Origin of the sequence: Ruegeria jejuensis (assembly GCF_041537905.1) — a bacterium.
In the GTDB taxonomy this organism is placed as follows: domain Bacteria; phylum Pseudomonadota; class Alphaproteobacteria; order Rhodobacterales; family Rhodobacteraceae; genus Ruegeria_C.
The window spans coordinates 92,488-117,952 of sequence record NZ_JBGRUO010000015.1 but is presented as its reverse complement, the minus strand read 5'-3'; the positions used below and the strand labels follow the sequence as shown (position 1 = coordinate 117,952).

Here is a 25,465-nt window from a genome sequence, read left to right as displayed (position 1 = left end):
ACTTTGATTTGGGGGCTTCAGTGACAATGTCACTTATCGGGCAGAAAGCTGAATACTACGCCGATGTAGCGAGCCCCCGAAGGGCGGGTTTATCCCGTAGTTCAATACGGCCACGCGATTGCGCAATCATCTCGCGCTTCTGAAAATCCTGCAGAATACGACTGATGACTTCGCGGGCCGTGCCCAACTCACTGGCCAGTTGTTGGTGGGTGGCCGCAATTTCCTTAAGATCCCCGGCCAACGCCAGAAGCCGTTCGGCTAGGCGCACATCCATTTGCCCAAAGGCGACGTCATCCACGACGCGCAGCAAATCAATCAACCGCCGGGAATAGGCAGCAAAGACGAACTTCCGAAACGCCTCTTCCTCGGCCACCAGCCTGTCAAAGGCCAGCTTTGGCAGAACGATGGCGGTGATATCAGTCTCTGCGATGCCTTCCGCGTTGTAAGCCTCTTCGGCAAGCATACAAGCGGTCGTCAAAACACAGCTTTCACCAGCATCTACACGGTAAAGCACGATATCCCGGCCCGTGTCTGAGCTTTGCGAAACACGAATGCGGCCATCGTAAAGAAAGAAAAGGCTGTCTGGTATGTTCGTTGGTCCAAAGACCTGCGCGCCAGAGGGGATCTCGATTGTACGTGCCACCGTGAGCAATCGGTCCCGCACGGGGCGCGGCAAGGCCGCAGTGCCCTGAAACCGCTCTGTCCAATCGGCGATCATCGTGCTTTGCGCATCGGTGCGACGATGCCCTCCTCAAGTGGGGCGATACGCACCAGCAGATCATCCCGGTTCGCGGCAATATCTGCCAGTGTTAGATCATCCAGCACGTCCATGAACGCCCGTGTTGCCCTTTGAAGGGCGCGTGAAAGCTTACAAATTCCGATTAGGGGGCAAGTGTTTTTCTCTGGGTTGAAGCACTCGACAAGATCAAGCGGACCTTCTGTCAAACGAACGATGTCGCCTATCACAATCTCTTCGGCGGGTTTGCCCAAGCGAAACCCACCATTGCGCCCGCGTTGTGTCACGACATATCCCGCAAGGCCCAGTTCATGCACGATTTTGACGATATGCGGCCGGGCCAGCCCATGCACACGTACAACATCATCGACCCGGATCAATTTGGGGGACTTGAGCGCCGCCAACTGCAAAGAACGCAGAGCAAAATTGGTGTAAGATGTCAGTTTCATGATCTCTCCTCATCTTGAACTTATATTTTAATTATATCTTTTTTCAAGTTGGGTGATATTGTCACTGAACTCCGGCGGGGCTGCTCCTAGTTCAGGCTTAGATAACCAAAGGAGAGCAAGATGACACTTCTGCTTGGCGACATTGTTCCGGATTTCAAGGCAGACACCACCACTGGACAAATCTCATTTCACCACTGGATTGGCGATGATTGGGTATTCTTTTTTAGCCATCCCGCCGATTTTACCCCCGTTTGCACCACAGAAATGGGGCGCACGGCGCAATTGGCCGAAGGCTTCGCAAAACGTGGTGTAAAGCCGATTGGGCTTAGCACGGACTCGGTTGGTGAGCACCTCAAATGGATTGAAGACGTGAACGATACCCAGGACACAACCCTGCGTTTTCCCATCGTTGCAGACCCGGACTGTGAAATCGCTAAACTCTACGAAATGATCCATCCCGGAGAGTCGGAAACTGCTGCAGTTCGATCCGTCTTCATTATCGACCCCGACAAAAAGCTGCGTTTGTCGATGACATACCCGATGAGTGTGGGACGCAACTTTGATGAAATTCTTCGCTCCATTGACGCGTTGCAGACAGGCGATGCGAACGGTGTCGCCCTTCCCGCCGATTGGCGGCCCGGCGACCGCGCGATCATCCCGCCATCTGTGTCGAATGCAGAGGCAACCGCCAAGTTTCCGCAAGGGTTCGAGGAAATCCGCCCGTATCTGCGCACTGTGGACCTGACTGCCGAAGCCTAAGCCGTTTCGCCTCCAACATTTTCCTTACATCGGAGAGAACACGCATGAAGACGTTTCTACTCGCTTTAACGACTGCACTTGGCCTCAGCTCTGTCGCGCAGGCCGACGACACTCCTAACCTTGTGACAATCCTTTCGTCTGGTGAGCCGCAAACGCAATTGATGAGCATGGTACTCACCATGCAGTCCATGCAGCAGGGATCAAACGCACATATCCTACTTTGCGGACCAGCGGGTGATCTTGCGCTGAAGGAGGCGCCTGCCTCCGCAACGGCACCGCAAGCACCCCGCGATCTGAGCCCGCAGGGGCTGATGCAGAACATTATGCAAAGCGGGGCCACGGTCGAAGTTTGTGCCATCTATCTGCCAAACAAGGGCATTGAACCGACAGCGCTTTTGGACGGGATCTCAGCTGCCAGACCGCCTGAAATGGCCGCGCGCATGCTGGCACCCAACACAAGGATCATGTCGTTCTGAACACTTTGAAAGACGCGAGCTATGGCGGGGCGCTGCCATAGCCGGTCACTTTGCAGGATTGGGAGTTTACTATGCTTGATGGCTTCAGCGCCGAGATGCTGGCGCGTGTCCAATTCGCGTTTACGGTGTCGTTTCACATCATCTTTCCCGCCTTTTCGATCGGCCTGGCCAGTTACCTTGCCGTTCTGAACGGGCTGTGGATGCGGACACGGGATGAAACCTATCTAACGCTTTTCAACTACTGGAAAAAGATCTTCGCCGTTGCCTTTGGAATGGGCGTCGTTTCGGGCATCGTAATGTCCTATCAGTTCGGCACCAATTGGTCGGTCTTTTCGGATCGGGCCGGGCCGGTGATCGGGCCGCTTATGGCCTATGAGGTTCTGTCGGCCTTCTTTCTCGAAGCCGGTTTCCTTGGGATCATGCTTTTTGGTCGCGAACGGGTGGGCGAGAAACTCCATATGTTTGCTACCGTGATGGTGGCTTTCGGCACCCTGATGTCAGCCACATGGATCTTGTCGGTGAACAGCTGGATGCAAACGCCCGCAGGCTTTTCGATCAACGAGGTTGGCCAGTTTGTGCCGGAAGACTGGTGGCAGATCGCCTTCAACCCGTCCTTCCCCCATCGCCTAGCGCATATGGTGCTTGCGGCCTTCCTGACCACTGCGCTTGTTGTGGGAGCTGTCGGGGCGGTGCATCTTTTACGTGACAGGTCCGACAAGGAAGCGCGGCGCATGTTCTCCATGGCGATGTGGATGGCCGTGATAGTCACTCCGATCCAGATCTTTGCCGGGCACGAGCACGGGCTCAACACGCTCGAACACCAACCGATCAAGATCATGGCGATGGAAGGCCATTACGAAAGCCATCCCGAGGGGTGGGCTCCTTTGTACCTTTTCGCGGTCCCCAACGATGTTGAACAACGCTTGGACTACGCGGTCGGCATTCCCGGCCTCGGCAACCTCATCTTTGAAAAGCCGCTTGATAGGCCGGTGATGGGGCTCGACACGATCCCCGATGACGAACAACCGCCCGTTGGAATCGTTTTCTGGTCCTTCCGGGTCATGGTCGGGCTCGGGTTCGCTATGCTGGGTTTAGGCGCATGGTCCGCTTGGGCGCGCTGGCGCGGCACACTCTACGACGCACCCTGGCTATACCGTGCCGGCATTCTCATGGGGCCAACCGGATTTGTGGCTGTTCTTGCTGGGTGGATCACAACCGAAGTCGGGCGTCAGCCCTATACAGTCTATGGCTTCTTGCGCACCTCGGACAGCTTGGCACCCGCCGGCGCGCCTGCCGTCGCTGCATCCCTCGTAGCCTTTGTCATCGTGTATTTCGCCGTTTTTGGGGCGGGCACGTTCTACATCTTGCGAATGATGAACAAGCGACCAGCGACGCCAAAACTTGGCTTGCGCGATGGACCGATCCGGACCGCAGGGATCACCCCGGCACCGCAGGTCGATCCCGACTTCAAACCTGGCGAATAAGGAGCACTCTCATGGTTTTTGATCTTGCACTTATCTGGGCGGCGCTGATTGCCTTCGCCGTCTTGACCTATGTGGTGCTCGATGGCTTCGATCTGGGTATCGGCATCCTGTTTCCATTCGGAAAATCCGAACGGGACAGAGATCTGATGATGAACTCCGTAGCCCCCGTTTGGGACGGAAATGAAACCTGGCTTGTACTTGGGGGCGGCGGTCTCCTTGCTGTCTTCCCTTTGGCCTATGCCATCGTGATGCCAGCACTCTATATGCCTGTCATCCTGATGCTGCTGGCCCTGGTGTTTCGGGGCGTGTCCTTTGAATATCGTTGGCGAACCGAGAGGAAGGGGCTTTGGGACGCAGCTTTTTTTGGTGGGTCTTTCATCGGTGCATTTTGTCAGGGGATTGCCTTAGGCGCGCTGACGCAAGGGATTGAGATCGATGGCCGTGCCTATGCAGGGGGCTGGTTTGACTGGCTCACGCCGTTCTCGGTGCTCACCGGTCTCGCAGTCGTCGTAGGTTACGCGCTTCTTGGTGCAACATGGCTGGTGCTAAAAACCGAAGACGGTCTGCAGGTTCAAATGCGGGGCTATGCCTGGTGGCTTGGCACCGCAACGCTCGGTGTGATTGGTGTCGTCAGCATCCTGACACCGTTTCAGGACCCAGTGTATTTCGAACGCTGGTTCAATCTGCCAGGAAGCCTCTGGTCAATGATCGTGCCTGTGTTGATGGTTGCCCTCACCTGGTCGTTTTTTACAGGCCTCAGCGATCAAAGCGATTTGCGACCTTTCCTGTCCGCGCTTGGCTTCTTTGTTGTCAGTTTCATCGGCATTGGGATTAGCTTTTTCCCAATGATGGTGCCGCCCTCGTTGACAATCTGGCAGGCTGCAGCGCCGGATAGTAGCCTAGCGTTTGCGTTGGTGGGTGCGGTGATCTTGATCCCGGTCATCTTAGCCTACACAGCTTACGCCTACTGGGTGTTTCGCGGTAAAATGGATCCATCAGAGGGGTATCACTGATGACACCTACTCTGACTGGCAAATGGGTCTGGTTTGTTGGCTTGTGGATTTCCAGCGTCATGGCCTTGGGTTCTGTCGCAATGCTGATACGAGTGGTGGTGCTTTAATTCATATCGACAGATCAGCCCATGACATCTCTCGGTCGTGCGAAGTGGCTTTGTTGCACAAATGTCCTGAGGGGATTCATCTTGCGAATACAGCGTGATAGCCGGAGTACATGAGCAGTTGGGCCCCTACAAAGTACAAGGCCACGAATTGGTCGTCTTACAATGACGCACTGAAGCAGAGAGGGTCGTTGTCGATCTGGTTTGACCCTGAGATGGTTTGGGCACCTCCACCGAGCGGCAAGCGCGGGCGGCAATCCCAGTTCAGCGACGCTGCAATCCAGACTTGCCTGACGATAAAGGTATTGTTGGCCTGCCACTTCGGCAGACTGCGGGGTTTGTTGAGAGCCTGTTGCGGCTGGTCGGATTGGACTGGGCTGTCCCCAATTTCAGCACGCTGTGCCGCCGTCAGAAGACGCTGGACGTGAGCTTGCCGTATCGCGGTGGCAGTGGCCCGCTGAACCTGCTGATCCCCTCTCGGGACATCACTTCGCGATGCCCTGTCGGGCAGTGGATAGCACAGGCATCAAGGCAGAAGGTGAAGGCGAGTGGAATGCGCGCAAACATGGCGGCCCGAAACGACGCATTTGGCGCAAGATACACATTGGGATTGACGAGGAAACGCTGGAAGTCCGGGCGGTCGAGGTCACGACGAGCAATGTGGGCGACGCCCCTATGCTGCTCGAATTGCTCGACCAAATCCCACCAGCTCAGGACATCGGGTCAGTGACGGCCTCCTCTCGGCAGCATGCTTTGCATGCGCCTGCCGGGCAATGGACGGGGCCTATGACACGCGCAGATGCCACGATGCGATTGCCACCCGCAATGCCCATGCCATCATTCCGCCGCGCAAAAATGCCAAACCTTGGAAGCCCACAAGTGCTGGGGCTATCGCCAGGAATGAGGCGGTAAATGCTTCACGCTATCTGGGACGAGCAATCTGGCGAAAGTGGAGTGGATACCACCGTCGGAGCCGCGTCGAGACCAAGATGCACTGTGTGAAACGGTGTTGTCATTTGTGGACAGCCCCTATTTTGCAAGAGTTTTCTTGTCGCCTGAGATCATTTAGCTAGCGCTCATTTGTCCGGCCTGTTTGCGCGGCGCATATACCCGCTGGCCTTGATGAAGTTCGCGAACCGGATCCCTATCACGTTAACGGGCTGCGATACCCTGACAACTCCACGGGGTGTCCCGGTGCGGCTGCATTGATCATCATCACTTAGATTGCTCTTGCATCCTGATGTGCGGCTATGGCTTAGCCGCGCTAGTTCTACGCTGAGCGGTAAGTTTCTCCTTTTGCGAGAATGGCCCATGCGATCCGCGCGGTCTTGTTGGCCAGCGCCACACTGACCAACCGTGATGGTTTGCGCTCCAGCAGGTGACGCACCCATTCACCGATTTGCGTTTGGGTTCTAACAGCGCGCCTGAGAACGGCCGTTGCACCAACGACCAGAAGCTTGCGCAAGTAGCCGTCGCCCATCTTGGTAATGCGCCCCAGCCTGTCTTTGCCGCCCGATGAATTTTGTCGTGGGACCAAGCCGAGCCAAGCCGCGAACTGACGAGCGTATCTGAAGAGGGTCGGGTCGGCAACGGTCGCTGCCAAGGCCGTCGCGGTGAGCACTCCGATACCAGGTATCGTGGCCAACCTCTGACTGACTTTGCTCTGACGGTGCCAGATCTGTATCTCTCGATCGAGCTGGGCAATCTCGCCGTCCAGGCCGTCCATCTGCCGGACCAGGCTCAGCAAGGCCGATCGTGCAACTTCGGGGAAGCTGTCGCTGTCATCCTGCAAATCAACGAGAAGTTCACGGAGCTTGTGTGGGCCGCGGGCGGCAACGATACCGAACTCCGCCATATGAGCGCGCAGCGCATTGATCAGCATCGTGCGCTGCCGCATCAGAAGGTCCCGGGCGCGATGCAGCATCAAAATTGCTTGCTGATCAGCGCTTTTGATTGCGACGAAATGCATGTTCGGTCGTGTGACGGCTTCGCAAATCGCCTCCGCATCCGCCATATCGTTTTTCTGACGCTTCACATAAGGTTTGACGTAAATCGGCGGGATCAGGCGCACCTCATGGCCCCGGGCTGCAATCTCACGCCCCCAGAAATGTGAAGTCGCGCAGGCCTCCATACCAATCAGACATGGATCGATGCTGGCAAGAACATCGAGCAAAGCCCGCCGTCGGACTTTCTTTCTGAGAAGGATGTTCCCATCAGCATCAACCCCGTGAAGTTGAAAGACAGACTTGGCAATATCGATCCCCAATGTTGTAATCTGCATGTGGATGGCTCCCTTTTTCTGTTGGGTTCAACAACTCCAACATGGCACATTGCGATGCCGCTGGGTGGGGCTGTCCACGCCATCACGTTAACTCCCGAAACGCCAAGGAATGTTGTCAAATGAAATTCAAGCGGCCTGTGTGGCGCCATTCCAGGCGTCAAATGCCTCGAGACGGTGATATCGGATTGTTAAGGCGGAGCGGCGGCGAGCGGGGACGCTGAAGCAATTGCGGATTGCTGAGTGGGTCGCCACGAACATTTGCAACCCTCCTGGAGAGAGATGGCGCTGCATCGTCCTTTCCCGCTTTCGGAAAGGGAGATGACTGTTCTCGACTCGATTGTTGAGGCCTTTGTGCGACCAGTGATTCAACCCCGGCGCGACCTCTCGCTTGGCGGCGCCATACGAGCGTAGTTTGTCCGTGATGATCCGCTTGGGAATGAAACCAAGACGCTTTATCAGGCGGCGCAACAGCCGTTTTGCCGCCCGTTTGTCCCGCTTCGGTCGGAGTAATTCGTGCAGCACGACGCCATGCTGATCAACCGCGCGCCAAAGCCAATACTTGCGACCCGAGATTTTCACGGCAACTTCATCCAAATGCCAGACATCACCTGGACGGTTCTGTCTCTGCCGCAAGTTTCGAGCTAGCGCCGGCCCGAATTTGATAACCCAACGCCGGACTGTTTCGTAGGACACATCGATCCCACGCTGCAGCAGCATCTCTTCAACTTCCCGCAAGCTCAGATTGAAGCGCACGTACAGCCACACCGCGCGCGCGATGATCTGAGGAGGAAATCGGTGGCGCTTGTAGCTGATTGACGATGACTTCATCGATGTCACCTACGTCCAATTGCTGACATGAGCAACCGAACGGCAGTTTACGTGACAACGCCCTTCAAAATCCAATTCTCAGAATGCCAAGTTTGACCTCTGTCAGATCGAACAGTCGCGTTTGGTGTCAAACTCCCATCGAAGCATTCGCTTATTTCAGGAGGATCGCTCATGGCAGGTGAAATGATGAAGGCGGCCGTCGTGCCTAGGCTCGGTGCACCGCTCGAAATTCGCGAAGTGGAAAAACCCGTCGCAGGACCGGGTCAGGTGGTGGTGAAGGTCGAAGCCTGCGGGGTGTGCCACACGGACCTGCATGCCGCCCGTGGGGATTGGCCGGTCAAGCCTTCGGCGCCGTTCATACCCGGCCATGAGGGCGTGGGCACCGTGGCTGAGGTTGGCGCGGGTGTCGCCACTGTGAAAGAGGGGGACCGAGTGGGCGTTCCCTGGCTTCACTCTGCTTGCGGGCATTGCCGTCACTGCGTTGGCGGTTGGGAAACGCTCTGCCCCGATCAGTCGAAAACCGGTTATGGCGTCAATGGCGGCTTTGCGGAATATGTGCTGGCCGATCCCAGCTATCTGGGACATCTGCCCAACGGGCTGGAATTTGGCCCGGCGGCCCCGATCCTCTGCGCAGGCGTTACAGTCTACAAGGGGCTCAAGGAAACCGATGCGAAACCAGGCCAGACGGTGGCCATCGTCGGTGTCGGCGGGTTGGGTCATCTCGCTGTGCAATATGCCAAGGCCATGGGGTTCCACGTGATCGCTGTGGACGTGGCCGATGACAAGCTGGCGCTGGCCAAACAGTTGGGCGCCGACATGGTGGTCAACGCCGCCAAGACCGACCCGGTGGTCGAGTTGCAGGCGGGCAGCGGCGTCGAGGGCGTTCTGGTCACTGCTGTATCCAACAAGAGCTTTGGCCAGGCGGTTGGCATGCTGGGGCGCGGCGGCACCATGAGCTTGGTGGGCTTGCCGCCCGGCGGGTTCGAACTGCCGATTTTCGACGTCGTGCTGTCCCGCAAGACCATTCGCGGCTCAATCGTCGGGACGCGCAACGATCTGGCGGAGGCGCTGGCCTTTGCTGCCAAGGGTCAGGTTGCATCGCATTTCGAATGGGATGAACTGGATAACATCAACGGCATCTTCGCGCGTATGGAGCGGGGCGACATCCAAGGGCGCGTGGTCATGAAACTCTAGGCTCGGAGCGTCACAATACCGGGGGCATGTCCCCGAGCACTCGTCTGCAACGTATTGAAACGTCTGGCCCAAACGGAGAAAATAGATGAACGAGTTGCAACCAGGGAAGCTGGAAGTCGACCGTTACCCGGCGAACACCAAGCCCGAACCCGAAACGCCGGGCCACCCCTATGACAAGCTGGACCGCGCCATGCGTGCGGCTCTGGCCCGGGCAACAGCCGGGGTGTCCCCGCATTCGATCATGGCCACATGGATGGATTGGGCGGTCCATCTGGGCCGCTCGCCCGGTCGCCAGACCGAGCTTGCGGAACGTGCGGCCCACAACATGTCAAAGCTCTGGGCGCATGCCAGCGCGCTTGCGATGGGCGCCTCGCCCGAGCCGCCTTTTTCTCCGCGCGCGCAAGACCACCGGTTTACCGACGCGGGCTGGCAAAAGGCTCCGTTCGCGCTTTGGCAACAGGCGTTTTTGAGCGCACAGGACTGGTGGCAGGCCGCGACGGATGACATGCCCGGCATCGCGCCGCGCGACGCCGAGCGCGCCCAGTTTCAAGTCCGACAGGCGCTCGATTTCATTTCCCCATCGAATTTCCCATGGTTGAATCCAGAGATCATCGACCGCAGCCTGCAGACCGGCGGTCGTAACTTGGTCGAAGGCGGCGCGCACTTTCTGGAAGATCTCGCCCGCACCGCCACGCAACAGCACGAACCCCCGCCCGAAGGCTACGAGATCGGCAAGGATCTGGCGGCGACACCGGGCAAGGTCGTCTTCCGCAACGCGCTTTTCGAACTAATCCAATACACTCCGACCACCAAGAAGGTGCAGGCCGAACCCATTCTCTTCGTGCCAGCCTGGATCATGAAATACTACGTGCTAGACCTCTCGCCGGAGAATTCCATGGTGCGCTACCTGGTCAGTCAGGGCTTCACCGTGTTCATGATTTCCTGGGTCAATCCGGGCACGGATCAAGCCGATCTCGGCCTCGAAGACTATCGCCAGCAGGGGATCATGGCCGCGATCGACGCGGTGGAGCAGATCGTGCCGGGTCAGAAAATCCATGCCAACGGCTATTGCCTGGGCGGCACGCTGCTGGCGATTGCGGCTGCGGTGATGCAGCGCGACGGCGATGATCGGCTGGCCAGCGTCACACTCATGGCGGCACAGGTCGATTTCGCCGAAGCCGGTGAACTCCTGCTCTTCATCGATGACAGCCAGGTTTCCTTTGTCGAGGACCTGATGTGGCTGCAGGGCTACCTGGACCGGCCACAGATGACGCGCACCTTCACGACGATCCGCGCCGAAGACCTGATCTATGCCCGCGCCATGCGCCGTTATTTCTTGGGTGAGGAGGATTTGCCCTCTGACCTCACGGTCTGGAACAATGATACGACGCGCATGCCCGCACGGATGCATTCGGAATACCTGCGCGGCCTGTTCCTGGATAACCGGCTGAGCGCCGGCCGCTTCGCCGTTGATGGGCGTGTGGTGGCCCTTAAAGACATCCGTCTGCCGCTATTTGTCGTGGGAACGGAGAGCGACCACATCGCCCCCTGGCGCTCGGTCTACAAGATCAGGCTGTTCACGGACGGAGACCTGACCTTCGTGCTCACCAATGGCGGCCACAATGGCGGTATCCTGAGCGAACCTGGGCACAAGCGACGCCACTACCGGCTGGGTCATAGGCCTGCCGATGCGCTCTATACCTCGCCTGACGACTGGTTTGAGACCAGCCAGGTGACCCAAGGGTCCTGGTGGCCCGCGATGGCGGATTGGCTCAAGGCCCGTTCGACGGGGTCGGCCGCGCCTCCGCCCATGGGCGGAAAGCGCAGAGGCGTCAAACAACTGCCGTCGGCACCGGGCAGCTACGTGCACTTGTCCTGATTGCGAGCTCGCGCGTCCCGATCTTGCACACAGTGCTAGTGAGCAATCAGGACGGGCAATTCCGCTTGCTCTATCATTGTTCGGGTCGTGCCACCGAAGATGGCCTCGCGCGCGCGAGCGTGTCCATAGGCCCCCATCACGACCAGATCCGCGCCGGTTTCGGCGGCGCGGTCCTGAATGCAGCGCCCGATCTCCAGCCCACCGCTGGGATACTGATGCACAGAGACAGCACAGCCCCGATGACTGAGCCACGCGGCGATGTCACTGCCGGGATTCTCGCCGTCTTTCTCTGATGACATTACCGGGTCGAAACAGCCTATAATCACTTCCTCACAGGCACCCAGATAGGGCAGCGCTGCATGGACCGCGCGCGCGCATGCCAGACCGCCATTCCAGGCCACGAAAATCCGGCGCCGGGTGACCGAGGGGTCGCCATTCAACACCAACCCAACGGGCGAGCGGAACAGAAGCCCATGCGTTGCCTCGCGGAACATCACCTCGGTTTCCCGCAGATTGGGCGCGATATGCGCAACATCACAGGCCATGGCGCATTGCGCGACATCGTATTTGATATCGTAGCTTGAGCATATCAACGAACGCACTTCGCCAAATGCCTGGATTCGGGCGAGCAAGGTTTCAATATGCTCTGCCCGTGCGCACTGCTCTGATCTGGTCTTATGAACCAGCTCAGTCCAGTTCTCCGGCGCGCTGACCGTGCCATAGGGCGGATTTCCGTATGCGTAGTAGGGCAGCGCGGGCGTCGACCCCAGCATCAAGCAGATGAGATGCGCATCATTAGTGCGCGCGTTCTCCGCGTATTCCGCAAGTATCTCGCCGGAGGTTTCCTTGTTCAGCATCAGAAGAATTGTTCGATGATCCATGTTCGCCTCCAAACAGAGCGCCCGAGCCAAAGATCAGGCCCTTCCCCTCTCCACATAGCGCAACGTAGAGGGCGCAGTCGCTGACATCGATCAAACGGGCGACAGATCGCCGTGGTAAAATGATCTAAGCAATAGGTGTGATGACCTGCGCTTCGAAAACCGCCGGGCATGGCCTCCCCGCCAGCAAAAGCAGCGCTCCGCTTCTCAGGTGTATTCTGCCAAGCCAGGGTGAGACAATGAAAAAGGCAAAGTCGCGAAACCAAGAGTTGTAGGGCTGGTATGGGGCGGTCAATGACGCCTTGGCGGCGAGTGGCGGTGTGGTCAGGCAGCGGTCCAAAACCGTAGGTCTGAGGCTACGAAGGCCTTCAGCAAAGGGTGAAAGGCGCACATGTTCTGGAATGTATTATAAGCACCCGGAGGTGTAGGCCAGTTTCTGATCGGCCTGCTGATGCTGACCGATGGACTTGGGGCTTTGGCAGGTAGGGGCCTCCGCGACATGCCGGCCCGTATCATCGCGACATCACTTTCGGGCACGGCCAACAGGGTGCTGACCACTGGGGCCTTACAATCTTCCAGCCTGACGACGGTGGACGGCGCAGCGCGAAAAGCACGCCGATTTGGCCGTTCAGGACATGAGCTGGACAAGATCGCCGGAAGTCACCTTCGAGGTTCCGGGTGCCGCTGAGGGCCCGCTCTCTTCCTATTCGCGGCGGTGGCTTGATCTCCGTTAAGGTTGCTTTGCGTGGATGTGATAAAATCGACCTACCGTCATCTTTTTCTGGGAGGATAGAGGATGCCTACGAAGTCAGCAAAAGTCGCGTCGCCTGAAGGTTTGGTGAAGTTCTGAAATCAATGCAAAGCATGATGCCAAGCAACCCAATGATCACACCACAGATTGAGCAGTTCTGGAACGCGCAGGATAAGCTGTTGGATGAGGCCGAGGCGTTTTCCCGCCACTGGTTCCAGCGCCGTCACGAAGCCGCCCGCACCGCATTGGAAGTCGCGCGGGAAACGACATCGGGCGACAGTGTGGAGCCCGCGAAGGCGATGCAAACCCTGGCGGAATGGCAGCGTCATTCGATTGAGCGGATGGTTGAGGATGCGCGTGAATGGTTCGATGTTGTGTCCCGCTGCGCACAGCATGTAAGTGAAACCGAGGCGGACGCCGTGGAAAAAACCGCAGAAGCCGTAACAAAGGTGGCGCGTAAAACGAAAAGTACGGCAAAATCCGAGCCGGTCTAGCGCGCCGAGCCTACGGATCGATAGATCGATGCTCCTCATCGCATCGAAGATCGGTTACGGCATGCGGGTCTCTTCCGTGCGGCACTCCGAAACGTGACAATCCACACCATGGGTGGCTGACAGGTCAACTACTCCGCCGCAGCTGTGGCGGGTGCGTTGGTCAGGCTCTGCCACGCATCGAATTGAGAAAGGCAAGGCGCAGTTTGGGCGAAGCTTTAGACTGGAACGGTAGGAAATTTTGATGGTGCCCGATCACGGACATACCCGGGCGGAAATCTCTGCTCGCATAGGCCATCCCCAGGGTCGGGGAGTGCTTCGCGATGCAGTGTATGGTGCCATTGACGGGACTGTCACGACTTTCGCGATTGTAGCGGGCGTAACGGGTGCGGGTCTATCTCCATACATCATTGTGGTTCTGGGGCTGGCAAACGTTCTGGCGGATGGCTTTTCCATGGCGGCGGCAAATTACTCCGGTGTGAAAGCGGAGCGGGACAACATTGCACGCATTCGAAAGATCGAAGAACGCCACATTCGGGATTACCCCGAGGGCGAATGGCTTGAGGTGCGGGAGATTCTGTCGCGAAAGGGGCTAAAGGGGCAGGTTTTGGGACAAGCCACGGATGCGATAACCCAGGACCGGAACAATTGGATCGCGCTTATGCTGGAGGGCGAATACGGGTTGGGCGGAGTCGATCCGCGCCCGCTGCGTTCGGCGGCAACCACATTCCTGTCGTTTCTCGTTGCGGGGATGATCCCGCTGTTGCCTTTCATGCTCGGGCTGACAGACGCATTCGCAGTGTCGGCCTGGGTGACCATGGCGGCCTTCTTTGCGATTGGTGCGTTAAAAAGTTTCTGGTCGCTCAGCCCATGGTGGCGATCCGCCATCGAAACGTCGCTCATTGGCGGAGTTGCGGCGGCGATCGCATTTGGAGTGGGGACCATGTTTCACATCTGACGCTCGGATCCGCAATAACGATCTCTTGGAACCTTTTGGTGAGGCAGCGCATCTCGGTTGCAGGACACCACACCAAACGGGTTCTTAGTCTGCCCAGAGAAGGATTAAGTCATGAAACCCGCACGTTACCTCGCACTCTCATTCATTGCGTTGAGCGCGAGTTCGAGCGCTCTATCCGCCGAAGAGGGCAATGTCGAAATGGGGCGCGACATAGCTGAGGAATACTGCGTTCAGTGTCACGATGTGAGCGAGAGTGGACCATTCAAGATGGACCCGCCCAGCTTTGCGGCGATTGCAAAGTATCGATCAGAGGAACAGATCAGACACCGCATTGAACAGCCCATTCACGAGGACATGCCGCGCTACACCGAGTATATGATTGGCGGCAATATCGGCGATATGGTGGCGTATATCGTTTCTCTGGAAGAGTGAGCGTCCTGTCGATGTGGTTTCAACTATTTCCTCAGCCCAAGCGCCGGATTTGAGATCATCTTCCCGGTGAAACGCCTTGGCCGGTTTTCATGGCCGGGAGCCCTCTTAAACCAGCCGCCTTTGCTCTAACCATCCCGCGCGACCGACCGCCGGAGAGCATGATGCTCATCGTAAGAAGGGCGATACCGAGAAAGGCCATCCACGCGAATTCTGGCCATACCGTCTCGATCCTGGCGCCTTTGAAGACGATCGCCTGGCTGACCGACATGTAGTGGCGTGACGGAAGAATGAGCGTGCCCAATCCGGCTGACCCTCGATGGGTGTTTCACCACCTGACGGCATCAGCATCGGCAAGACGATCAGCATCACCAGCAGCGCGAATTGCGCCATGGAGCGCGCCAGCGTCGCCAGAAATACCCCGAGCGCCGTCGCGGTGAAGAGAAAGAGCGCGGTGCCAAGCAGAAACAGCGCCTTGGATCCGGCGATACCGATCCCCAAGGAACCTTGCATCAAAAATGTCAGAGACAGGCCGGCGGCGACCAGCACCACCCCGGCATTCGTCCAGATCTTGGCCGCCGCGATGTCGAACGAGGCAATTGGCATGGCCAGCAGGTGTTCGATGGTGCCGTGCTCGCGTTCCCGGATCATCGCGGCGCCGGTGAGAATGGTTGTCGGCCACATGATCTGGCCGATCAGCGCGACGATACCGGCAAAGCGCACGGTATCGCGGTTCGGATTGAAGGCACTGCGCAGGATGACCCCGATTAAGGGCGCGTCCACCAGATCGGCACCGATGGCAAAGCGGCGGATTTCGCCAGCCAGAATGTTGGTGATATAGTTCGCGCCGATCCCGGCCTGTTCCATCGCGGTCGCGTCGATGAGAACCTGAACCTCCGGCACCCGTCCCGCGCGCACGTCTTTCTCGAAGCCCGGTGGCACGGCGACAACGAACAGAAACCGCCCCGCATCCATATGCGCGGGGCCTGATCCGGGTAGAATCTGGACAACGGGCTGAAATTCCGGCGGAAAGAACGCAGCCGCTAAAGCGCGTGAAAGCGGTGAGTTATCTTCGTCAGCAAACGCGATGGAGGCGTTGTTCACTGAACTGGCGACACCGGTGGCCTCCATGATCGGCGCCAGAGTGAAGGACCAGACCAGCAAGGCCATCATCACCCAGTCGCGGCGAAGGCTCATCATCTCTTTCAGACCAAGCCAGAAGATGCAGGACAGCCGTTGCATTCATCTCTCCTGCGCGCGCAGAGACAGCGCCGCGATTGCGGTCAGCACCGGACCGAAACAGGCCAGGGCCAGAAGGTCGGGCGCGAGGGCCTCCCATCCCAATCCCTTGGTGAACGCGCCGACATTCAGATGAAGGAAGTAGGAGGACGGCCAGAGAGAGCCTATGGTCTGAGCCCCCCCTTCAAGCGTCGAAACCGGTTGGAGCAGACCCGAGAACTGGATCGTCGGCACCACCGAGGCAATGGCCGTCGCAAAGGTCGCAGCAACCTGACTGGATGTCATCGTCGCGATCAGCAGCCCGTAGGAGGTGGTCGCCCAGACATAGAGAAGCGCGCCTATCGCAAGGGGAAGGGAATTGCCCTTGAGCGGAACGCCGAAGACGACAATTGTCATGCCCGCCAACAGCAGAAAGTTCGCGTAGGCGATCCCGATATAGGGAAGCTGCTTGCCGATCAGGAACTCCAGCCGCGTTGTCGGGGTCACGTAGAAATTGATGACCGAGCCCAGTTCCCGTTCCGGCGCGACGCTAACCGCCGTCAGGACCGCGGGCAGCATGATCAGCAGGATCGCTGGCATGGCCGGTGCCATCGCCGCAATGCTTTCGAAGCTTTGGTTATAACGGAACCGGGGTTCGATCCGGGCAATCTCGGCTTGCCGGGCGCCCGCCTCCCGCGCCAGCACATCTTGAAATGTTCGGTGCAACCCGGCTACGTAGCCTTCGACGGTCTTGCCTTTGAAGGGGATTGCGCCATCCACGGTCGCCAAGACCTCGGTCGCCTCCCCGTGCGCAGCTTGCGCCCGAAATCGGGGGGCAGTTCGACCACCAGAGACACATCGCCCGCGATCAGCCGATCACGACCCTCCGCCGCGTTGGTCAGAGGCGGCGTGGGCCTGAAATATCGCGATCCGGCAATCTCGGCGGCATATGCGCGGTTCGCGGTAATAATCCCGTAGCAAACCAAGCAGGCTTGGCGACAGCATCACATGCCGGTCCTTGCGGCCCTTGCCCTGGTCGACCCGGATCAGCATGCGGTCGCTGTCGATATCGCCAACCTTCAGGTGGGTGGCCTCACTCGCCCGCAATCCGCCGCCATAGGCAACGCTGAAGGCCGCGCGGTATCGGAGCCCTGGCCCAGGTGCCGCTTCGAGGATGCGTGTGACCTCTTCAGCACTCAGCACGACGGGGATCTTCTTGGCCGCCCGCTGATACTGCATGTGCCGCTTCATCTCGGGCCTTGGGCAAGTCGTAGCAAAGAAGAAGCTCAGAACCGTCAGCCGGTTATTGAAAGTCGGAGCGCCCATACCCCGTTCCTTCATGTCCAACTGAAACGCCCGCAACTCCTCAGGCGTCGCGCTATCCGGCGCGTGCCCCAGAAACCGCGTGAAGTCGCGCATTGCCCGAAGGTACATCGTCTGAGTCTTTGGTTGCAGCCCTTTGATCTGCATATCTTCAAGAAAACGCTGGCGCAGCTTGGGAACATATTGATCGGTCATCAGACCCTCCTGTCATTAGATTGAGAAGGTCCCAATCGTCAGACAGGTTCATCAGGTCGCAAAACCTACGATGCTCACATTCGTGCGCATCATCCGCCACAAGCGCCAATACCGCGAGAGATGCCGTAATAGGGCTTGGCGTGAACCGCCACCGTTTCGGCATTTTGATGTGTTTGTGGTGATGAGGCGTCGTTGTCCTTGACACGTATGGCGTGTCTGCGGGGGCATGCCAGGAGGCGCGCGCCGTTTCTTTGACAGAATGAAAGGACAACGACATGGATTTGTTTATCGGCTTTGACGTCTCACTTGAAAGCACGGCGATCTGCGTTCTGAGCGATTGCGGTAAGGTTGTGAAGGAGGCGAGCGCGGCCAGCGAACCAGAGGTATTGACCGCATTTCTGCGGGATCTCTCAGGAAATGTAGAGGTCGTGGGGTTGGAGGCGGGGCCGCTGTCGCAGTGGTTGTATAGGCACTTAACGGCGGCGGGCTTTGAAGTGGTTTTGATGGAAACACGGCATGTGAAGGGCGCACTGAAGGCCATGCCAATCAAAACCGACCGCCGGGATGCGTTCGGCATCGCCCGTCTGTTGCAGATGGGCTGGTTCCGGCCCGTGCACTGCAAATCTGTATCAGCACAGGAGATGCGCGCAGTCCTGACCTCACGCAAGGCGATCCTGAACGCCGCAATCAAGCTCGAACAGTCAGTCAGAGGTGTTTTGCGTAACTTCGGGCTGAAGATGGGCCAGGTGAGCAAGACCCGGTTCGAGACGCGAGTTTGGGAACTGGTACATGGCAATCCAATGCTCGAAGCGGCGGTGGCACCAATTCTGCGGCTGCGGATCGAACTGCGCAATGAGCTGGCGGTCTTGGAAAGGCTGCTGCGGGATATGGCGAGACAGGATACAGCGTGCAAACTGATGATGACGATGCCGGGTGTCGGAGCGATTGTTGCGCTGACGGTACGCTCGGCCATTGACGATCCCGCCCGTTTCCGGTCCTCAAAAGATGTCGGCCCCTGGGTTGGGCTGACCCCGCGGCGGGAACAGTCGGGAGAGCGGGACATCACCGGTCACCTCACGCGTGCGGGTGATGAAGTGCTGCGCACGGCCCTCTTTCAAGCGGCCACGACAATGTTGCGTTGCGGGCGGCACAACTGGCTTGGAGCTTGGGCGTTGCGGGTGGCCGCACGCCGTGGCCAACGGCGTGCAACAACAGCCCTGGCTCGACGTATCGGTGTCGTTTTGCATCGGATGTGGCGCGATGGAACCGGGTTCTGTTTTTGCCGTCATGCCGTTGGAACGGCTGCCGCGTAGGCATCCGGAACGGAAGTTGCCAACTCTCACCCTTGACAGAAGGAATTGGCCACGCCCGAGGGCACAGGCCCACCGAGGTCCCCGTCGGGACGCGGTCCCCGATGACGCCGTGAAGCCGCTCGTCGCCGAATGCTCACATTCGAGCACGTGCGAGAGATGGGCGCGCGGGAACCGCTCTTGAACCAGGCATCATGTGGCAGCCACAGCGTTGACCACGGACAGAAGCATCATCCCGACGCTGGGAAACCCTCGCTTGGCCGTACCCTCAACTGGCAAAAGTCAAAATATCCGAGACAACGGGCCAGCGCTCCATGATGCGATCAGTCATATTGAATCGTAAGATTGATCACGCAAAAAAGTGATTGACACCAACCGCCCTATTACAGAAGCGGTTTCGTCCTTGTCCGCTCCTCGATGGTCGATCCCTCTCGCGGCGAAAGGGCGGTTTGAATCTCGTCCCGCGAAGTGGATTTCAATGGCCGCTCTGCCGACACCGGCTGCAACGCAGCGAAGAGTGGGCCACACTTGCGAGCGAATGCTGCGTAAGCGAACACACGGAATGGCAACGGCGGCAAAGTCCGCATCTTGATCCTTGCTACCGATATCACCGCTGCGCCATGCATCAATGGTAGCTTTTGCAGCCGCGTCGCGGCAGGGACTTTTTCGCTCAGGCAGTAATTTTCACGCCGCGTGCGCGTGCAGCGTAAAAGATCAAGGAACAAGTTGGGGCTCACTGCCGCCATGCGGTCCCGCGGCAATGCCGTTGCAACAGGCTGATCGAGACCGGTCATAGGAGGGGCGGGCCAAGTCTTTGATCTTGTAGCGCGTCTCTCATTGCGCGGTCGTTCGCAAATCAGGGGCCGCCGTTCGCGCTTCGGGCGGCGAAATCTGACTGCGAGCCCATTCCGACCAATGCTGCGCTTTGAACGAATGTCAGCAATCAAGCCTTGTTTGACGGGGTATCTGTTAAGCGTACCTGTTGCTTCCGGAACGCTTATCCGAAAATAATTATGGTACCGCGCAGGGTTGCGCGGTACCAGTTCTTGTCAGTTCAGTGATCTTACGCTGCCGAGAAAGCCCGGACGCTTCCACGCGACTCGAAGACGTGCAGGAAGGTGTCTGGATGCGGACGGATACGGTAACTGTCCGTTTCGTCGCCGAAGATCACCTTACCGTCTTCGTCAAGGCCAATGACGGTGGCTTTCACGGTATCGACGGGGTAACCCGGCATACCTGTGGGTGCGCCGCCGATGTCTTCTATGCCCAAAGCTTTGGCTGCTGCCAGATCGTTGTCCTGGTAGATCTCGAAATGAGCAGGCAGGTCCAGATCCTTGGCAAGTTTCGTGGAATTCTCGATGCCCTGGTTGGAGATGAACTTCACCTTCACGCCTGCCGTGGCCAGTTGATCAGCTTTCGCTTTCACCTCTTTGAGCTGATTCATGCAGAATGGGCACCAGTTAGCACGGAAAAACACAAGCAGTGTCTTTTCGCCGGTGAATGTCCTTGACGACCCGTTCAGCCGTCGGTTTGTCGGTTCCAGCTTTCCGTCTCATCTTCACTCCTTAACGGTTCAGATGAGCCAGAAACCTTCCGTTATGCAAATCCTTCAATCAGGCCCAGAGGTGCTGATGTCAGACACGCAGTGAATGACCCGAAAACTCGCTCGGGTCTAGTCCGATGCGGTCAACGTGCCTCTTAACCACGATTGCGACCGCTTCTTTTGATAGGCGGGAATGCCGGATGGAGCCTCCCTTCGCGCAAGGGCGAAACACAGCACCTGTCAGACAATATCAGGCGATCTTGCAGTCTGGCTCGACGATCAAGGCATGGACCACATCCGCGGCGCCCCGAACCATCCGCAAACCCAAGGTAAGATCGAGCGCTGGCACCAGACCTTGAAGAACCGCATCCTGCTCGAGAACTATTACCTTCCCGGGGCGCTCGAGCAGGAGGTCGGCAACTTTGTCACCCACTACAACAATCACCGATACCATGAGAGCCTCGGAAACCTGACGCCCGCCGATGTCTATTTCGGCCGCAGTGACGACATTCTGAAAGAAAGGAAGCAGACCAAGGAAAGAACCCTGAAACAGCGACGCTTGCTCAATCTCGGGCACGCCGCCTAAAATCACAAACGATGAGCCAAACCGTCCTAAACGCTGTCAGCTCAATCGGACCAATTCATTTGATGACGGACAAATTTTGTTTATTTGGGGATTCATGGTGCCCAGGAGAGGACTCGAACCTCCACGTCCATACGGACACTAGCACCTGAAGCTAGCGCGTCTACCAATTCCGCCACCTGGGCAGGTGTCGTGGAGGGCCGTTTAAGGATGTCATGCGAAAGGGTCAACCGGATTCTCGGCGTTTGTTGAAAGTTTTTTTGCCACACCGGTCCTGCTATGCCCCGCGCCTGACGGAACCGCTGGGGCCGCGTCGTCATTGCGTCTTGTTTGCGCCTCTTGAGGGCGGTAGATCGGTATCGACGTATAAAAACGCAGGAGCCCGGAATGTCCAAGCTGGTCACGATTTATGGCGGTTCGGGATTCGTCGGTCGATACATCACAAGGCGCATGGCCGAACAAGGCTGGCGGGTGCGGGTTGCGGTACGCCGCCCGAACGAAGCGCTTCATGTCAGGCCCTATGGCGTAGTCGGTCAGGTCGAGCCGGTTGCGTGTAACATCCGCGACGATGCTTCGGTCCGGCGGGTCATGCATGGCGCCGATGCGGTGATCAACTGCGTCGGAGTCCTTAATGAGCTGGGCAAGAACGATTTCGACGCGGTTCACGCCGAGGGCGCTGGCCGGATCGCCCGGATTGCCTCGGAAGAAGGGATCAGCCGTATGGTTCATCTCTCGGCGATTGGCGCCCATGCCGATGCCGACAGTGCCTATGCGCGGAGCAAGGCTGCGGGCGAGGCCGTAGTGCTGGAACATATGCCGGATGCCATGATCCTGCGACCCTCAATCATCTTCGGGACCGAGGATGAGTTCTTCAACCGTTTCGCGGCAATGACGCGGTTCGGACCGCTCCTGGCGATTGTCGCACCCGAGACGCGGTTTCAGCCGGTATTTGTGGATGATGTTGCCCACGCTGCCATGATGGGCGCGACAGGTGCGGCGAGCGGGGGCATTTACGAACTGGGCGGCCCGGAGGCGAAGAGCTTTCGCGCGTTGATGCAGGTAATGCTCGACACGATTCACCGGCGCCGGGTCATCATCGGCATGCCGATGTTTGTGGCGCGGATCATGGCCGGGGTTCTGGACATGATGAAATTCGTGAGCTTTCAGCTGTTTTCCAACCCCATCCTGACGGGCGATCAGGTGAAATCGCTGCGCAGTGACAATGTGGTGTCGGACGGGGCCAGGGGTTTTGCTGAACTGGGAATCGAGCCGGTGGCGATGCAATCGGTGTTGCCGGACTATCTTTGGAAATTCCGCCCCTCGGGGCAGTATGACGAGATCCAGAAATCGGCGAAGAACCTGAAGATTTGATCAGCCATAGGCGATCGCCAGCAGGATCAACCCCAAAGCCACCCGGTAGACCACATAGGGCGTGAAGCTGACGCTGCGCAAAAATCGCATCATCAGGGCCAGTGCGGCGAGGGCGGACAGGAATGACAGACCTGCGGCCAGCACGCCATTGCGGATCGTCTCGGCATCGGCGCTGACGGCGGCATCGGCTGACAACAGAATACCCGAAGCGGCGATGGTCGGTATCGACATCAGCATGGCCAGACGGGCACCGTCCTCTCGCCCATAACCCAACAGGCGCGCGCCGGTTATGGTAATGCCAGAGCGTGACGTGCCTGGGATCAGCGCCAAAACTTGCCAGAGCCCCAAGACCACAGCATCCCTGAGCGTCCAGTCTCCGGTCGCTTTCACATCGCCGCCAGTGCGATCAGCCCAATAGAGAACAAGGCCGAATCCCAGCATCGTCCAGGCAATGACTTTGATCGAGCGCAGCGCGTCCGACAGCCCGGCGAAATGAAGAATCGCCCCGACCAAGATGATCGGCACAGTTGCGATCATCAGCCCGAGCGCCAACCGCGCGCCCGGCGCGTCCAAGCGGCCCAAAAGGGCGGCCGGCGTCCCGCGCAGCGCCAGCGCGACATCGCGCCGGAAATACAGGATCACGGCGCCCAACGTGCCGACATGGACGGCTACATCAATGAATTGCCCCTGATCCGTCATGCCAGTGAGTTTGGGCAGAAGAATCAGGTGGCCAGAAGATGAAACCGGCAAGAACTCGGTGATGCCCTGAATCAGTGCAACAAGAATGATGTGCAGGAATGTCATCCGCTGAAATGCCTCTGAACCTTTTTGGGAATCGGGGTATAAGTGACTGGCGTAAATGGAAAGGCCGCATTTAGGTCCGATTCGTACTTAAATTCACCTCGCGCCACCACCTCACCTTGCGTTTCGCGAGATGGGAATTAAAAGAAGGTCAGTAGAATTGACTTTTAATTGCGCCACGCCTCGTTTATAGCATCGCAACCTAGCCAATTCATGGAGTCGAAGCTGTGGCCAAGCAACCGATGCTAAAATTCGTCCAGATCGAACGCGACATGCCTGAAAAGCGCGCGGCGACGGAACGCAAGGAAGACTTCGACGAAATCTACGCCGAATACGCGGCGGCCAAGGCAGAAGAGCAGGCCAGCCGCTGTTCGCAATGTGGTGTGCCTTATTGCCAGTCGCATTGCCCGCTGCACAACAACATCCCCGACTGGCTACGCCTGACCGCAACCGGGCGGCTGGAAGAGGCCTATCAGGTCAGTCAGGCCACCAACACCTTCCCGGAAATCTGCGGCCGCATCTGCCCGCAGGACCGCCTGTGTGAGGGCAATTGCGTGATCGAGCAGTCGGGCCATGGCACCGTGACCATTGGCTCGGTCGAGAAATACATCACCGATACGGCGTGGGAAAATGGCTGGGTCAAGCCAGCTATCCCCGATCAGGAGCGCGATGAAAGCGTCGGTATCATCGGGGCCGGACCGGGCGGTTTGGCGGCGGCGGATATGCTGCGCCGCGCGGGCTTCAGCGTGACGGTTTATGACCGCTATGACCGCGCGGGCGGGCTGCTGACCTATGGCATCCCCGGCTTCAAGCTGGAAAAGGACGCGGTGATGCGGCGGATCGACCAGTTGGAGAAATCCGGTGTTGAGTTTGCACTGAACTGCGATGTGGATGCTGACATCTTTGCGGCGATCCATGCCGAACATGACGCCGTCATCATCGCCACCGGTGTTTACAAAAGCCGCGACATCCAGATGCCCGGCAGCGGTTTGACCGGAGTTGAGAAGGCGATTGACTATCTCACCGCCTCCAACCGCAAGAGCTTTGGCGACGCGGTCGAGGAATTCGATAGCGGCCGCTACGACGCCGAAGGCAAACGGGTCGTGGTGATCGGCGGTGGAGATACGGCCATGGATTGCGTGCGTACCGCAATCCGGCAGGGCGCGACCTCGGTCAAATGCCTTTATCGCCGTGACCGCGCGAATATGCCCGGCTCGCAGCGCGAAGTGGCCAATGCCGAGGAAGAAGGCGTTGTGTTCGAATGGCTGAGCGCGCCTAAGGGCTTTACCGGCAACAACGCGGTCGAAGGCGTGATGGTGCAGAAGATGCGCCTGGGCCAACCCGATGCGTCTGGCCGCCAAGCCCCCGAAGTGATCGAAGGCGCGGATTATGTCGAAGAGGCCGATCTGGTCATCAAGGCGCTGGGGTTCGAGCCCGAGGACCTGCCGAAGCTCTTCGGCCAGGCCGATCTGCCTGTTACCCGCTGGGGCACTGTCAAGGCCGCGTTCCGCACCGGTGCAACCAACATGGACGGCGTCTATGCCATTGGCGACATTGTGCGCGGGGCCAGCCTTGTGGTCTGGGCGATCCGCGATGGCCGCGACTGTGCCGAAGCGATCATCGAGAAATTCAACGCGCCGCTCTCGGTTGCGGCTGAGTGAGTTCTGCAAACAGGACATCTCTGCGCCGCGGGTAATGTCTACCGGGTGCGCATGACAAGGGTTGAAACCATGAACAGGCTGCTGACAGGTCTTGCATGTCTCTGGGCTTTCTCAGGCCCGGCTGCGGCGCAGGTGCAGGTTCCGCAGGATTGCACGGCGCTGGCGACCGTGCACAAGAATTCCTGCGCCGTGTCGACGGTTATGGATTGTGGTCAAACCTTCCTGGTTTTCGGGTTCCTCGACGGGAATCCAGAATCGGCCAATGTCTATGACCGAAACTGGGGCATGCTGGAATTTCTGTACCGAGCCAACGCGGAAACCAGATTCACGCTCAAGCCCGGCAGTGGCAAGAACCTTCAGCTCGATCAGTTGCTCTCAGACGGGGTAGCGACCGAAAGCGGCGTATTTCTGTTCAACACCAGGGTCGTAAAGAACCGCGAATTCACGTTCGATGGCAAATATACCCTTGATGAAGAAGAGGTCGTTTTGGATGGGCACACGTTCCGAAAGGGTGTGTTTTTGCGCGAGATGGAGCGTGAGGGGATCGAAGGCAGCAAGATCGGTTTCGGCTTTGATTTTCTGGGGTCGGACGAGTTGGATTTGTTCATCGAAGGCAGCCTCACGCGGCATTTCGAAGGGCGGGACTCACTGACGGTGGACCAGACCCCGCGCGCGATCCGCTTTCCGGGTCAACCGGGTTTTCTGGCGACACGATCCGAGTTCGGATGTGATGGCTAACGGAGGTTAATC

Annotated in this window: 26 protein-coding genes, 1 tRNA gene and 3 pseudogenes; 18 read left to right on the top strand and 12 right to left on the bottom strand. The window is 58.3% G+C overall.

All coding sequences use genetic code 11. The annotated features are described in order from the left end of the window. Positions 1 to 55 precede the first annotated feature (55 nt). Positions 56 to 718 (bottom strand): Crp/Fnr family transcriptional regulator, encoded by a 663-nt coding sequence (locus tag AB1E34_RS17190; protein WP_372573551.1) that lies wholly within the window; start codon positions 716 to 718, stop codon positions 56 to 58. Continuing rightward, positions 715 to 1,185 carry an Rrf2 family transcriptional regulator gene (locus AB1E34_RS17185; RefSeq protein ID WP_372573550.1) on the bottom strand — a complete coding sequence of 157 codons (471 nt, stop codon included), beginning with the start codon at positions 1,183 to 1,185 and terminating at the stop codon, positions 715 to 717. The genes AB1E34_RS17190 and AB1E34_RS17185 overlap by 4 nt, the downstream gene beginning before the upstream one ends. 120 nt (positions 1,186 to 1,305) lie before the next feature. On the opposite strand from AB1E34_RS17185, the gene AB1E34_RS17180 reads away from it, so the two are divergent. From AB1E34_RS17180 to AB1E34_RS17145, 8 genes and pseudogenes are all read left to right on the top strand, one after another. Beyond that, positions 1,306 to 1,944, top strand: a complete 639-nt coding sequence (locus AB1E34_RS17180; protein ID WP_372573549.1) for a peroxiredoxin — start codon at positions 1,306 to 1,308, stop codon at positions 1,942 to 1,944. A 44-nt stretch (positions 1,945 to 1,988) separates the two neighbouring features. Next, a complete protein-coding gene (locus AB1E34_RS17175; RefSeq protein WP_372573548.1) occupies positions 1,989 to 2,420 on the top strand; it encodes a DsrE family protein in 432 nt (143 codons plus the stop codon). 71 nt (positions 2,421 to 2,491) lie between these two features. After that, a complete protein-coding gene (locus AB1E34_RS17170; RefSeq protein WP_372573547.1) occupies positions 2,492 to 3,904 on the top strand; it encodes a cytochrome ubiquinol oxidase subunit I in 1,413 nt (470 codons plus the stop codon). A gap of 11 nt (positions 3,905 to 3,915) precedes the next feature. Beyond that, positions 3,916 to 4,917 carry a cytochrome d ubiquinol oxidase subunit II gene (gene cydB, locus AB1E34_RS17165; RefSeq protein WP_372573546.1) on the top strand — a complete coding sequence of 334 codons (1,002 nt, stop codon included), beginning with the start codon at positions 3,916 to 3,918 and terminating at the stop codon, positions 4,915 to 4,917. Beyond that, positions 4,917 to 5,024: a DUF2474 family protein gene (locus AB1E34_RS17160; RefSeq protein ID WP_372573545.1), complete on the top strand. Its 108-nt coding sequence runs from the start codon at positions 4,917 to 4,919 to the stop codon at positions 5,022 to 5,024. The genes cydB and AB1E34_RS17160 overlap by 1 nt, the downstream gene beginning before the upstream one ends. A 110-nt stretch (positions 5,025 to 5,134) precedes the next feature. Beyond that, a pseudogene (locus tag AB1E34_RS17155) lies at positions 5,135 to 5,442 on the top strand (transposase); the annotation flags it as partial. Positions 5,443 to 5,516: 74 nt separating this feature from the next. Beyond that, positions 5,517 to 5,690, top strand: a pseudogene (locus tag AB1E34_RS17150) (transposase); the annotation flags it as partial. Between the two features lie 104 nt (positions 5,691 to 5,794). After that, positions 5,795 to 6,094, top strand: a complete 300-nt coding sequence (locus tag AB1E34_RS17145) for a transposase (RefSeq protein ID WP_372573544.1) — start codon at positions 5,795 to 5,797, stop codon at positions 6,092 to 6,094. A 197-nt stretch (positions 6,095 to 6,291) separates the two neighbouring features. Here the strand turns inward: AB1E34_RS17145 and AB1E34_RS17140 are convergent, their stop codons facing one another. Together AB1E34_RS17140 and AB1E34_RS17135 are read right to left on the bottom strand one after the other, a co-directional pair. Further along, positions 6,292 to 7,302 carry an IS110 family RNA-guided transposase gene (locus AB1E34_RS17140; RefSeq protein WP_372573543.1) on the bottom strand — a complete coding sequence of 337 codons (1,011 nt, stop codon included), beginning with the start codon at positions 7,300 to 7,302 and terminating at the stop codon, positions 6,292 to 6,294. 126 nt (positions 7,303 to 7,428) lie between these two features. Beyond that, complete coding sequence (locus tag AB1E34_RS17135) at positions 7,429 to 8,130, bottom strand: IS6 family transposase (protein ID WP_372573542.1); 702 nt, start codon at positions 8,128 to 8,130, stop codon at positions 7,429 to 7,431. A 171-nt stretch (positions 8,131 to 8,301) separates the two neighbouring features. On the opposite strand from AB1E34_RS17135, the gene AB1E34_RS17130 reads away from it, so the two are divergent. Together AB1E34_RS17130 and AB1E34_RS17125 are read left to right on the top strand one after the other, a co-directional pair. Next, positions 8,302 to 9,324: a zinc-dependent alcohol dehydrogenase gene (locus tag AB1E34_RS17130; protein WP_372573541.1), complete on the top strand. Its 1,023-nt coding sequence runs from the start codon at positions 8,302 to 8,304 to the stop codon at positions 9,322 to 9,324. Between the two features lie 85 nt (positions 9,325 to 9,409). Next, the gene (locus AB1E34_RS17125; protein ID WP_372573540.1) at positions 9,410 to 11,203 is read left to right on the top strand and encodes a PHA/PHB synthase family protein; all 1,794 of its coding nucleotides are present in this window, start codon (positions 9,410 to 9,412) and stop codon (positions 11,201 to 11,203) included. Positions 11,204 to 11,238: 35 nt separating this feature from the next. On the opposite strand, the gene AB1E34_RS17120 is transcribed toward AB1E34_RS17125, so the two are convergent. Next, the gene (locus tag AB1E34_RS17120; RefSeq protein WP_372573539.1) at positions 11,239 to 12,084 is read right to left on the bottom strand and encodes a universal stress protein; all 846 of its coding nucleotides are present in this window, start codon (positions 12,082 to 12,084) and stop codon (positions 11,239 to 11,241) included. An 879-nt stretch (positions 12,085 to 12,963) separates the two neighbouring features. Between AB1E34_RS17120 and AB1E34_RS17115 the strand changes: the two genes are divergently transcribed. The 3 genes from AB1E34_RS17115 (at position 12,964) to AB1E34_RS17105 (ending at position 14,713) form a co-directional block, all read left to right on the top strand. Further along, entirely contained in the window at positions 12,964 to 13,326 is a 363-nt protein-coding gene (locus AB1E34_RS17115) for a hypothetical protein (protein WP_372573538.1), read from the top strand. A 241-nt stretch (positions 13,327 to 13,567) separates the two neighbouring features. Continuing rightward, a complete protein-coding gene (locus tag AB1E34_RS17110) occupies positions 13,568 to 14,281 on the top strand; it encodes a VIT1/CCC1 transporter family protein (protein ID WP_372573537.1) in 714 nt (237 codons plus the stop codon). Between the two features lie 111 nt (positions 14,282 to 14,392). Next, positions 14,393 to 14,713, top strand: a complete 321-nt coding sequence (locus AB1E34_RS17105) for a c-type cytochrome (protein WP_372573536.1) — start codon at positions 14,393 to 14,395, stop codon at positions 14,711 to 14,713. Between the two features lie 165 nt (positions 14,714 to 14,878). Here AB1E34_RS17105 and AB1E34_RS17100 read toward each other — a convergent pair whose 3' ends face one another. The 3 genes from AB1E34_RS17100 to AB1E34_RS17090 all read right to left on the bottom strand — a co-directional run bounded on the left by AB1E34_RS17100 (position 14,879) and on the right by AB1E34_RS17090 (position 17,446). Continuing rightward, entirely contained in the window at positions 14,879 to 15,952 is a 1,074-nt protein-coding gene (locus tag AB1E34_RS17100; protein WP_372573535.1) for an ABC transporter permease, read from the bottom strand. Further along, positions 15,953 to 16,708, bottom strand: coding sequence for an ABC transporter permease (locus AB1E34_RS17095; protein ID WP_372573564.1), 756 nt, complete (start codon positions 16,706 to 16,708; stop codon positions 15,953 to 15,955). A gap of 96 nt (positions 16,709 to 16,804) precedes the next feature. Next, positions 16,805 to 17,446 carry a tyrosine-type recombinase/integrase gene (locus AB1E34_RS17090; RefSeq protein WP_372573534.1) on the bottom strand — a complete coding sequence of 214 codons (642 nt, stop codon included), beginning with the start codon at positions 17,444 to 17,446 and terminating at the stop codon, positions 16,805 to 16,807. A 275-nt stretch (positions 17,447 to 17,721) separates the two neighbouring features. Here AB1E34_RS17090 and AB1E34_RS17085 point away from each other — a divergent pair, with 275 nt between their 5' ends. Beyond that, entirely contained in the window at positions 17,722 to 18,759 is a 1,038-nt protein-coding gene (locus tag AB1E34_RS17085; RefSeq protein WP_372573533.1) for an IS110 family RNA-guided transposase, read from the top strand. 380 nt (positions 18,760 to 19,139) lie between these two features. Here AB1E34_RS17085 and AB1E34_RS17080 read toward each other — a convergent pair whose 3' ends face one another. Both AB1E34_RS17080 and AB1E34_RS17075 read right to left on the bottom strand, forming a co-directional pair. Continuing rightward, the gene (locus AB1E34_RS17080; RefSeq protein ID WP_372573532.1) at positions 19,140 to 19,550 is read right to left on the bottom strand and encodes a hypothetical protein; all 411 of its coding nucleotides are present in this window, start codon (positions 19,548 to 19,550) and stop codon (positions 19,140 to 19,142) included. Between the two features lie 269 nt (positions 19,551 to 19,819). Beyond that, positions 19,820 to 20,278 carry a peroxiredoxin family protein gene (locus tag AB1E34_RS17075; protein ID WP_372573563.1) on the bottom strand — a complete coding sequence of 153 codons (459 nt, stop codon included), beginning with the start codon at positions 20,276 to 20,278 and terminating at the stop codon, positions 19,820 to 19,822. Between the two features lie 268 nt (positions 20,279 to 20,546). Here AB1E34_RS17075 and AB1E34_RS17070 point away from each other — a divergent pair. Then, positions 20,547 to 20,885, top strand: a pseudogene (locus AB1E34_RS17070) (integrase core domain-containing protein); the annotation flags it as partial. Positions 20,886 to 20,980: 95 nt separating this feature from the next. Here the strand turns inward: AB1E34_RS17070 and AB1E34_RS17065 are convergent. Next, a tRNA-Leu gene (locus AB1E34_RS17065) sits at positions 20,981 to 21,067 on the bottom strand. 202 nt (positions 21,068 to 21,269) lie between these two features. Here AB1E34_RS17065 and AB1E34_RS17060 point away from each other — a divergent pair. Beyond that, the gene (locus AB1E34_RS17060; protein ID WP_372573531.1) at positions 21,270 to 22,253 is read left to right on the top strand and encodes a complex I NDUFA9 subunit family protein; all 984 of its coding nucleotides are present in this window, start codon (positions 21,270 to 21,272) and stop codon (positions 22,251 to 22,253) included. On the opposite strand, the gene AB1E34_RS17055 is transcribed toward AB1E34_RS17060, so the two are convergent. Next, positions 22,254 to 23,057: an undecaprenyl-diphosphate phosphatase gene (locus AB1E34_RS17055; protein WP_372573530.1), complete on the bottom strand. Its 804-nt coding sequence runs from the start codon at positions 23,055 to 23,057 to the stop codon at positions 22,254 to 22,256. A 224-nt stretch (positions 23,058 to 23,281) separates the two neighbouring features. Between AB1E34_RS17055 and AB1E34_RS17050 the strand changes: the two genes are divergently transcribed. Then, on the top strand, positions 23,282 to 24,715 hold the full coding sequence (locus tag AB1E34_RS17050; protein ID WP_372573529.1) for an NAD(P)-dependent oxidoreductase: 1,434 nt from the start codon (positions 23,282 to 23,284) through the stop codon (positions 24,713 to 24,715). 69 nt (positions 24,716 to 24,784) lie between these two features. Next, positions 24,785 to 25,453, top strand: coding sequence for a hypothetical protein (locus tag AB1E34_RS17045; RefSeq protein WP_372573528.1), 669 nt, complete (start codon positions 24,785 to 24,787; stop codon positions 25,451 to 25,453). The last annotated feature ends 12 nt before the right edge of the window (positions 25,454 to 25,465 follow it).

Bases quoted from the DNA above. Each gene is read 5' to 3' on its own strand.
- AB1E34_RS17125 (WP_372573540.1), top strand. From the start codon at position 9,410: ATGAACGAGTTGCAACCAGGGAAGCTGGAAGTCGACCGTTACCCGGCG.
- AB1E34_RS17145 (WP_372573544.1), top strand. From the start codon at position 5,795: ATGGACGGGGCCTATGACACGCGCAGATGCCACGATGCGATTGCCACC.
- AB1E34_RS17180 (WP_372573549.1), top strand. From the start codon at position 1,306: ATGACACTTCTGCTTGGCGACATTGTTCCGGATTTCAAGGCAGACACC.
- cydB (WP_372573546.1), top strand. From the start codon at position 3,916: ATGGTTTTTGATCTTGCACTTATCTGGGCGGCGCTGATTGCCTTCGCC.
- AB1E34_RS17190 (WP_372573551.1), bottom strand. From the start codon at position 718: ATGATCGCCGATTGGACAGAGCGGTTTCAGGGCACTGCGGCCTTGCCG.
- AB1E34_RS17170 (WP_372573547.1), top strand. From the start codon at position 2,492: ATGCTTGATGGCTTCAGCGCCGAGATGCTGGCGCGTGTCCAATTCGCG.
- AB1E34_RS17080 (WP_372573532.1), bottom strand. From the start codon at position 19,550: ATGACCGGTCTCGATCAGCCTGTTGCAACGGCATTGCCGCGGGACCGC.
- AB1E34_RS17160 (WP_372573545.1), top strand. From the start codon at position 4,917: ATGACACCTACTCTGACTGGCAAATGGGTCTGGTTTGTTGGCTTGTGG.
- AB1E34_RS17055 (WP_372573530.1), bottom strand. From the start codon at position 23,057: ATGACATTCCTGCACATCATTCTTGTTGCACTGATTCAGGGCATCACC.
- AB1E34_RS17140 (WP_372573543.1), bottom strand. From the start codon at position 7,302: ATGCAGATTACAACATTGGGGATCGATATTGCCAAGTCTGTCTTTCAA.
- AB1E34_RS17100 (WP_372573535.1), bottom strand. From the start codon at position 15,952: ATGCAACGGCTGTCCTGCATCTTCTGGCTTGGTCTGAAAGAGATGATG.
- AB1E34_RS17105 (WP_372573536.1), top strand. From the start codon at position 14,393: ATGAAACCCGCACGTTACCTCGCACTCTCATTCATTGCGTTGAGCGCG.
- AB1E34_RS17060 (WP_372573531.1), top strand. From the start codon at position 21,270: ATGTCCAAGCTGGTCACGATTTATGGCGGTTCGGGATTCGTCGGTCGA.
- AB1E34_RS17185 (WP_372573550.1), bottom strand. From the start codon at position 1,185: ATGAAACTGACATCTTACACCAATTTTGCTCTGCGTTCTTTGCAGTTG.
- AB1E34_RS17120 (WP_372573539.1), bottom strand. From the start codon at position 12,084: ATGGATCATCGAACAATTCTTCTGATGCTGAACAAGGAAACCTCCGGC.
- AB1E34_RS17175 (WP_372573548.1), top strand. From the start codon at position 1,989: ATGAAGACGTTTCTACTCGCTTTAACGACTGCACTTGGCCTCAGCTCT.
- AB1E34_RS17115 (WP_372573538.1), top strand. From the start codon at position 12,964: ATGATCACACCACAGATTGAGCAGTTCTGGAACGCGCAGGATAAGCTG.
- AB1E34_RS17085 (WP_372573533.1), top strand. From the start codon at position 17,722: ATGGATTTGTTTATCGGCTTTGACGTCTCACTTGAAAGCACGGCGATC.
- AB1E34_RS17045 (WP_372573528.1), top strand. From the start codon at position 24,785: ATGAACAGGCTGCTGACAGGTCTTGCATGTCTCTGGGCTTTCTCAGGC.
- AB1E34_RS17090 (WP_372573534.1), bottom strand. From the start codon at position 17,446: ATGACCGATCAATATGTTCCCAAGCTGCGCCAGCGTTTTCTTGAAGAT.
- AB1E34_RS17110 (WP_372573537.1), top strand. From the start codon at position 13,568: ATGGTGCCCGATCACGGACATACCCGGGCGGAAATCTCTGCTCGCATA.
- AB1E34_RS17135 (WP_372573542.1), bottom strand. From the start codon at position 8,130: ATGAAGTCATCGTCAATCAGCTACAAGCGCCACCGATTTCCTCCTCAG.
- AB1E34_RS17130 (WP_372573541.1), top strand. From the start codon at position 8,302: ATGGCAGGTGAAATGATGAAGGCGGCCGTCGTGCCTAGGCTCGGTGCA.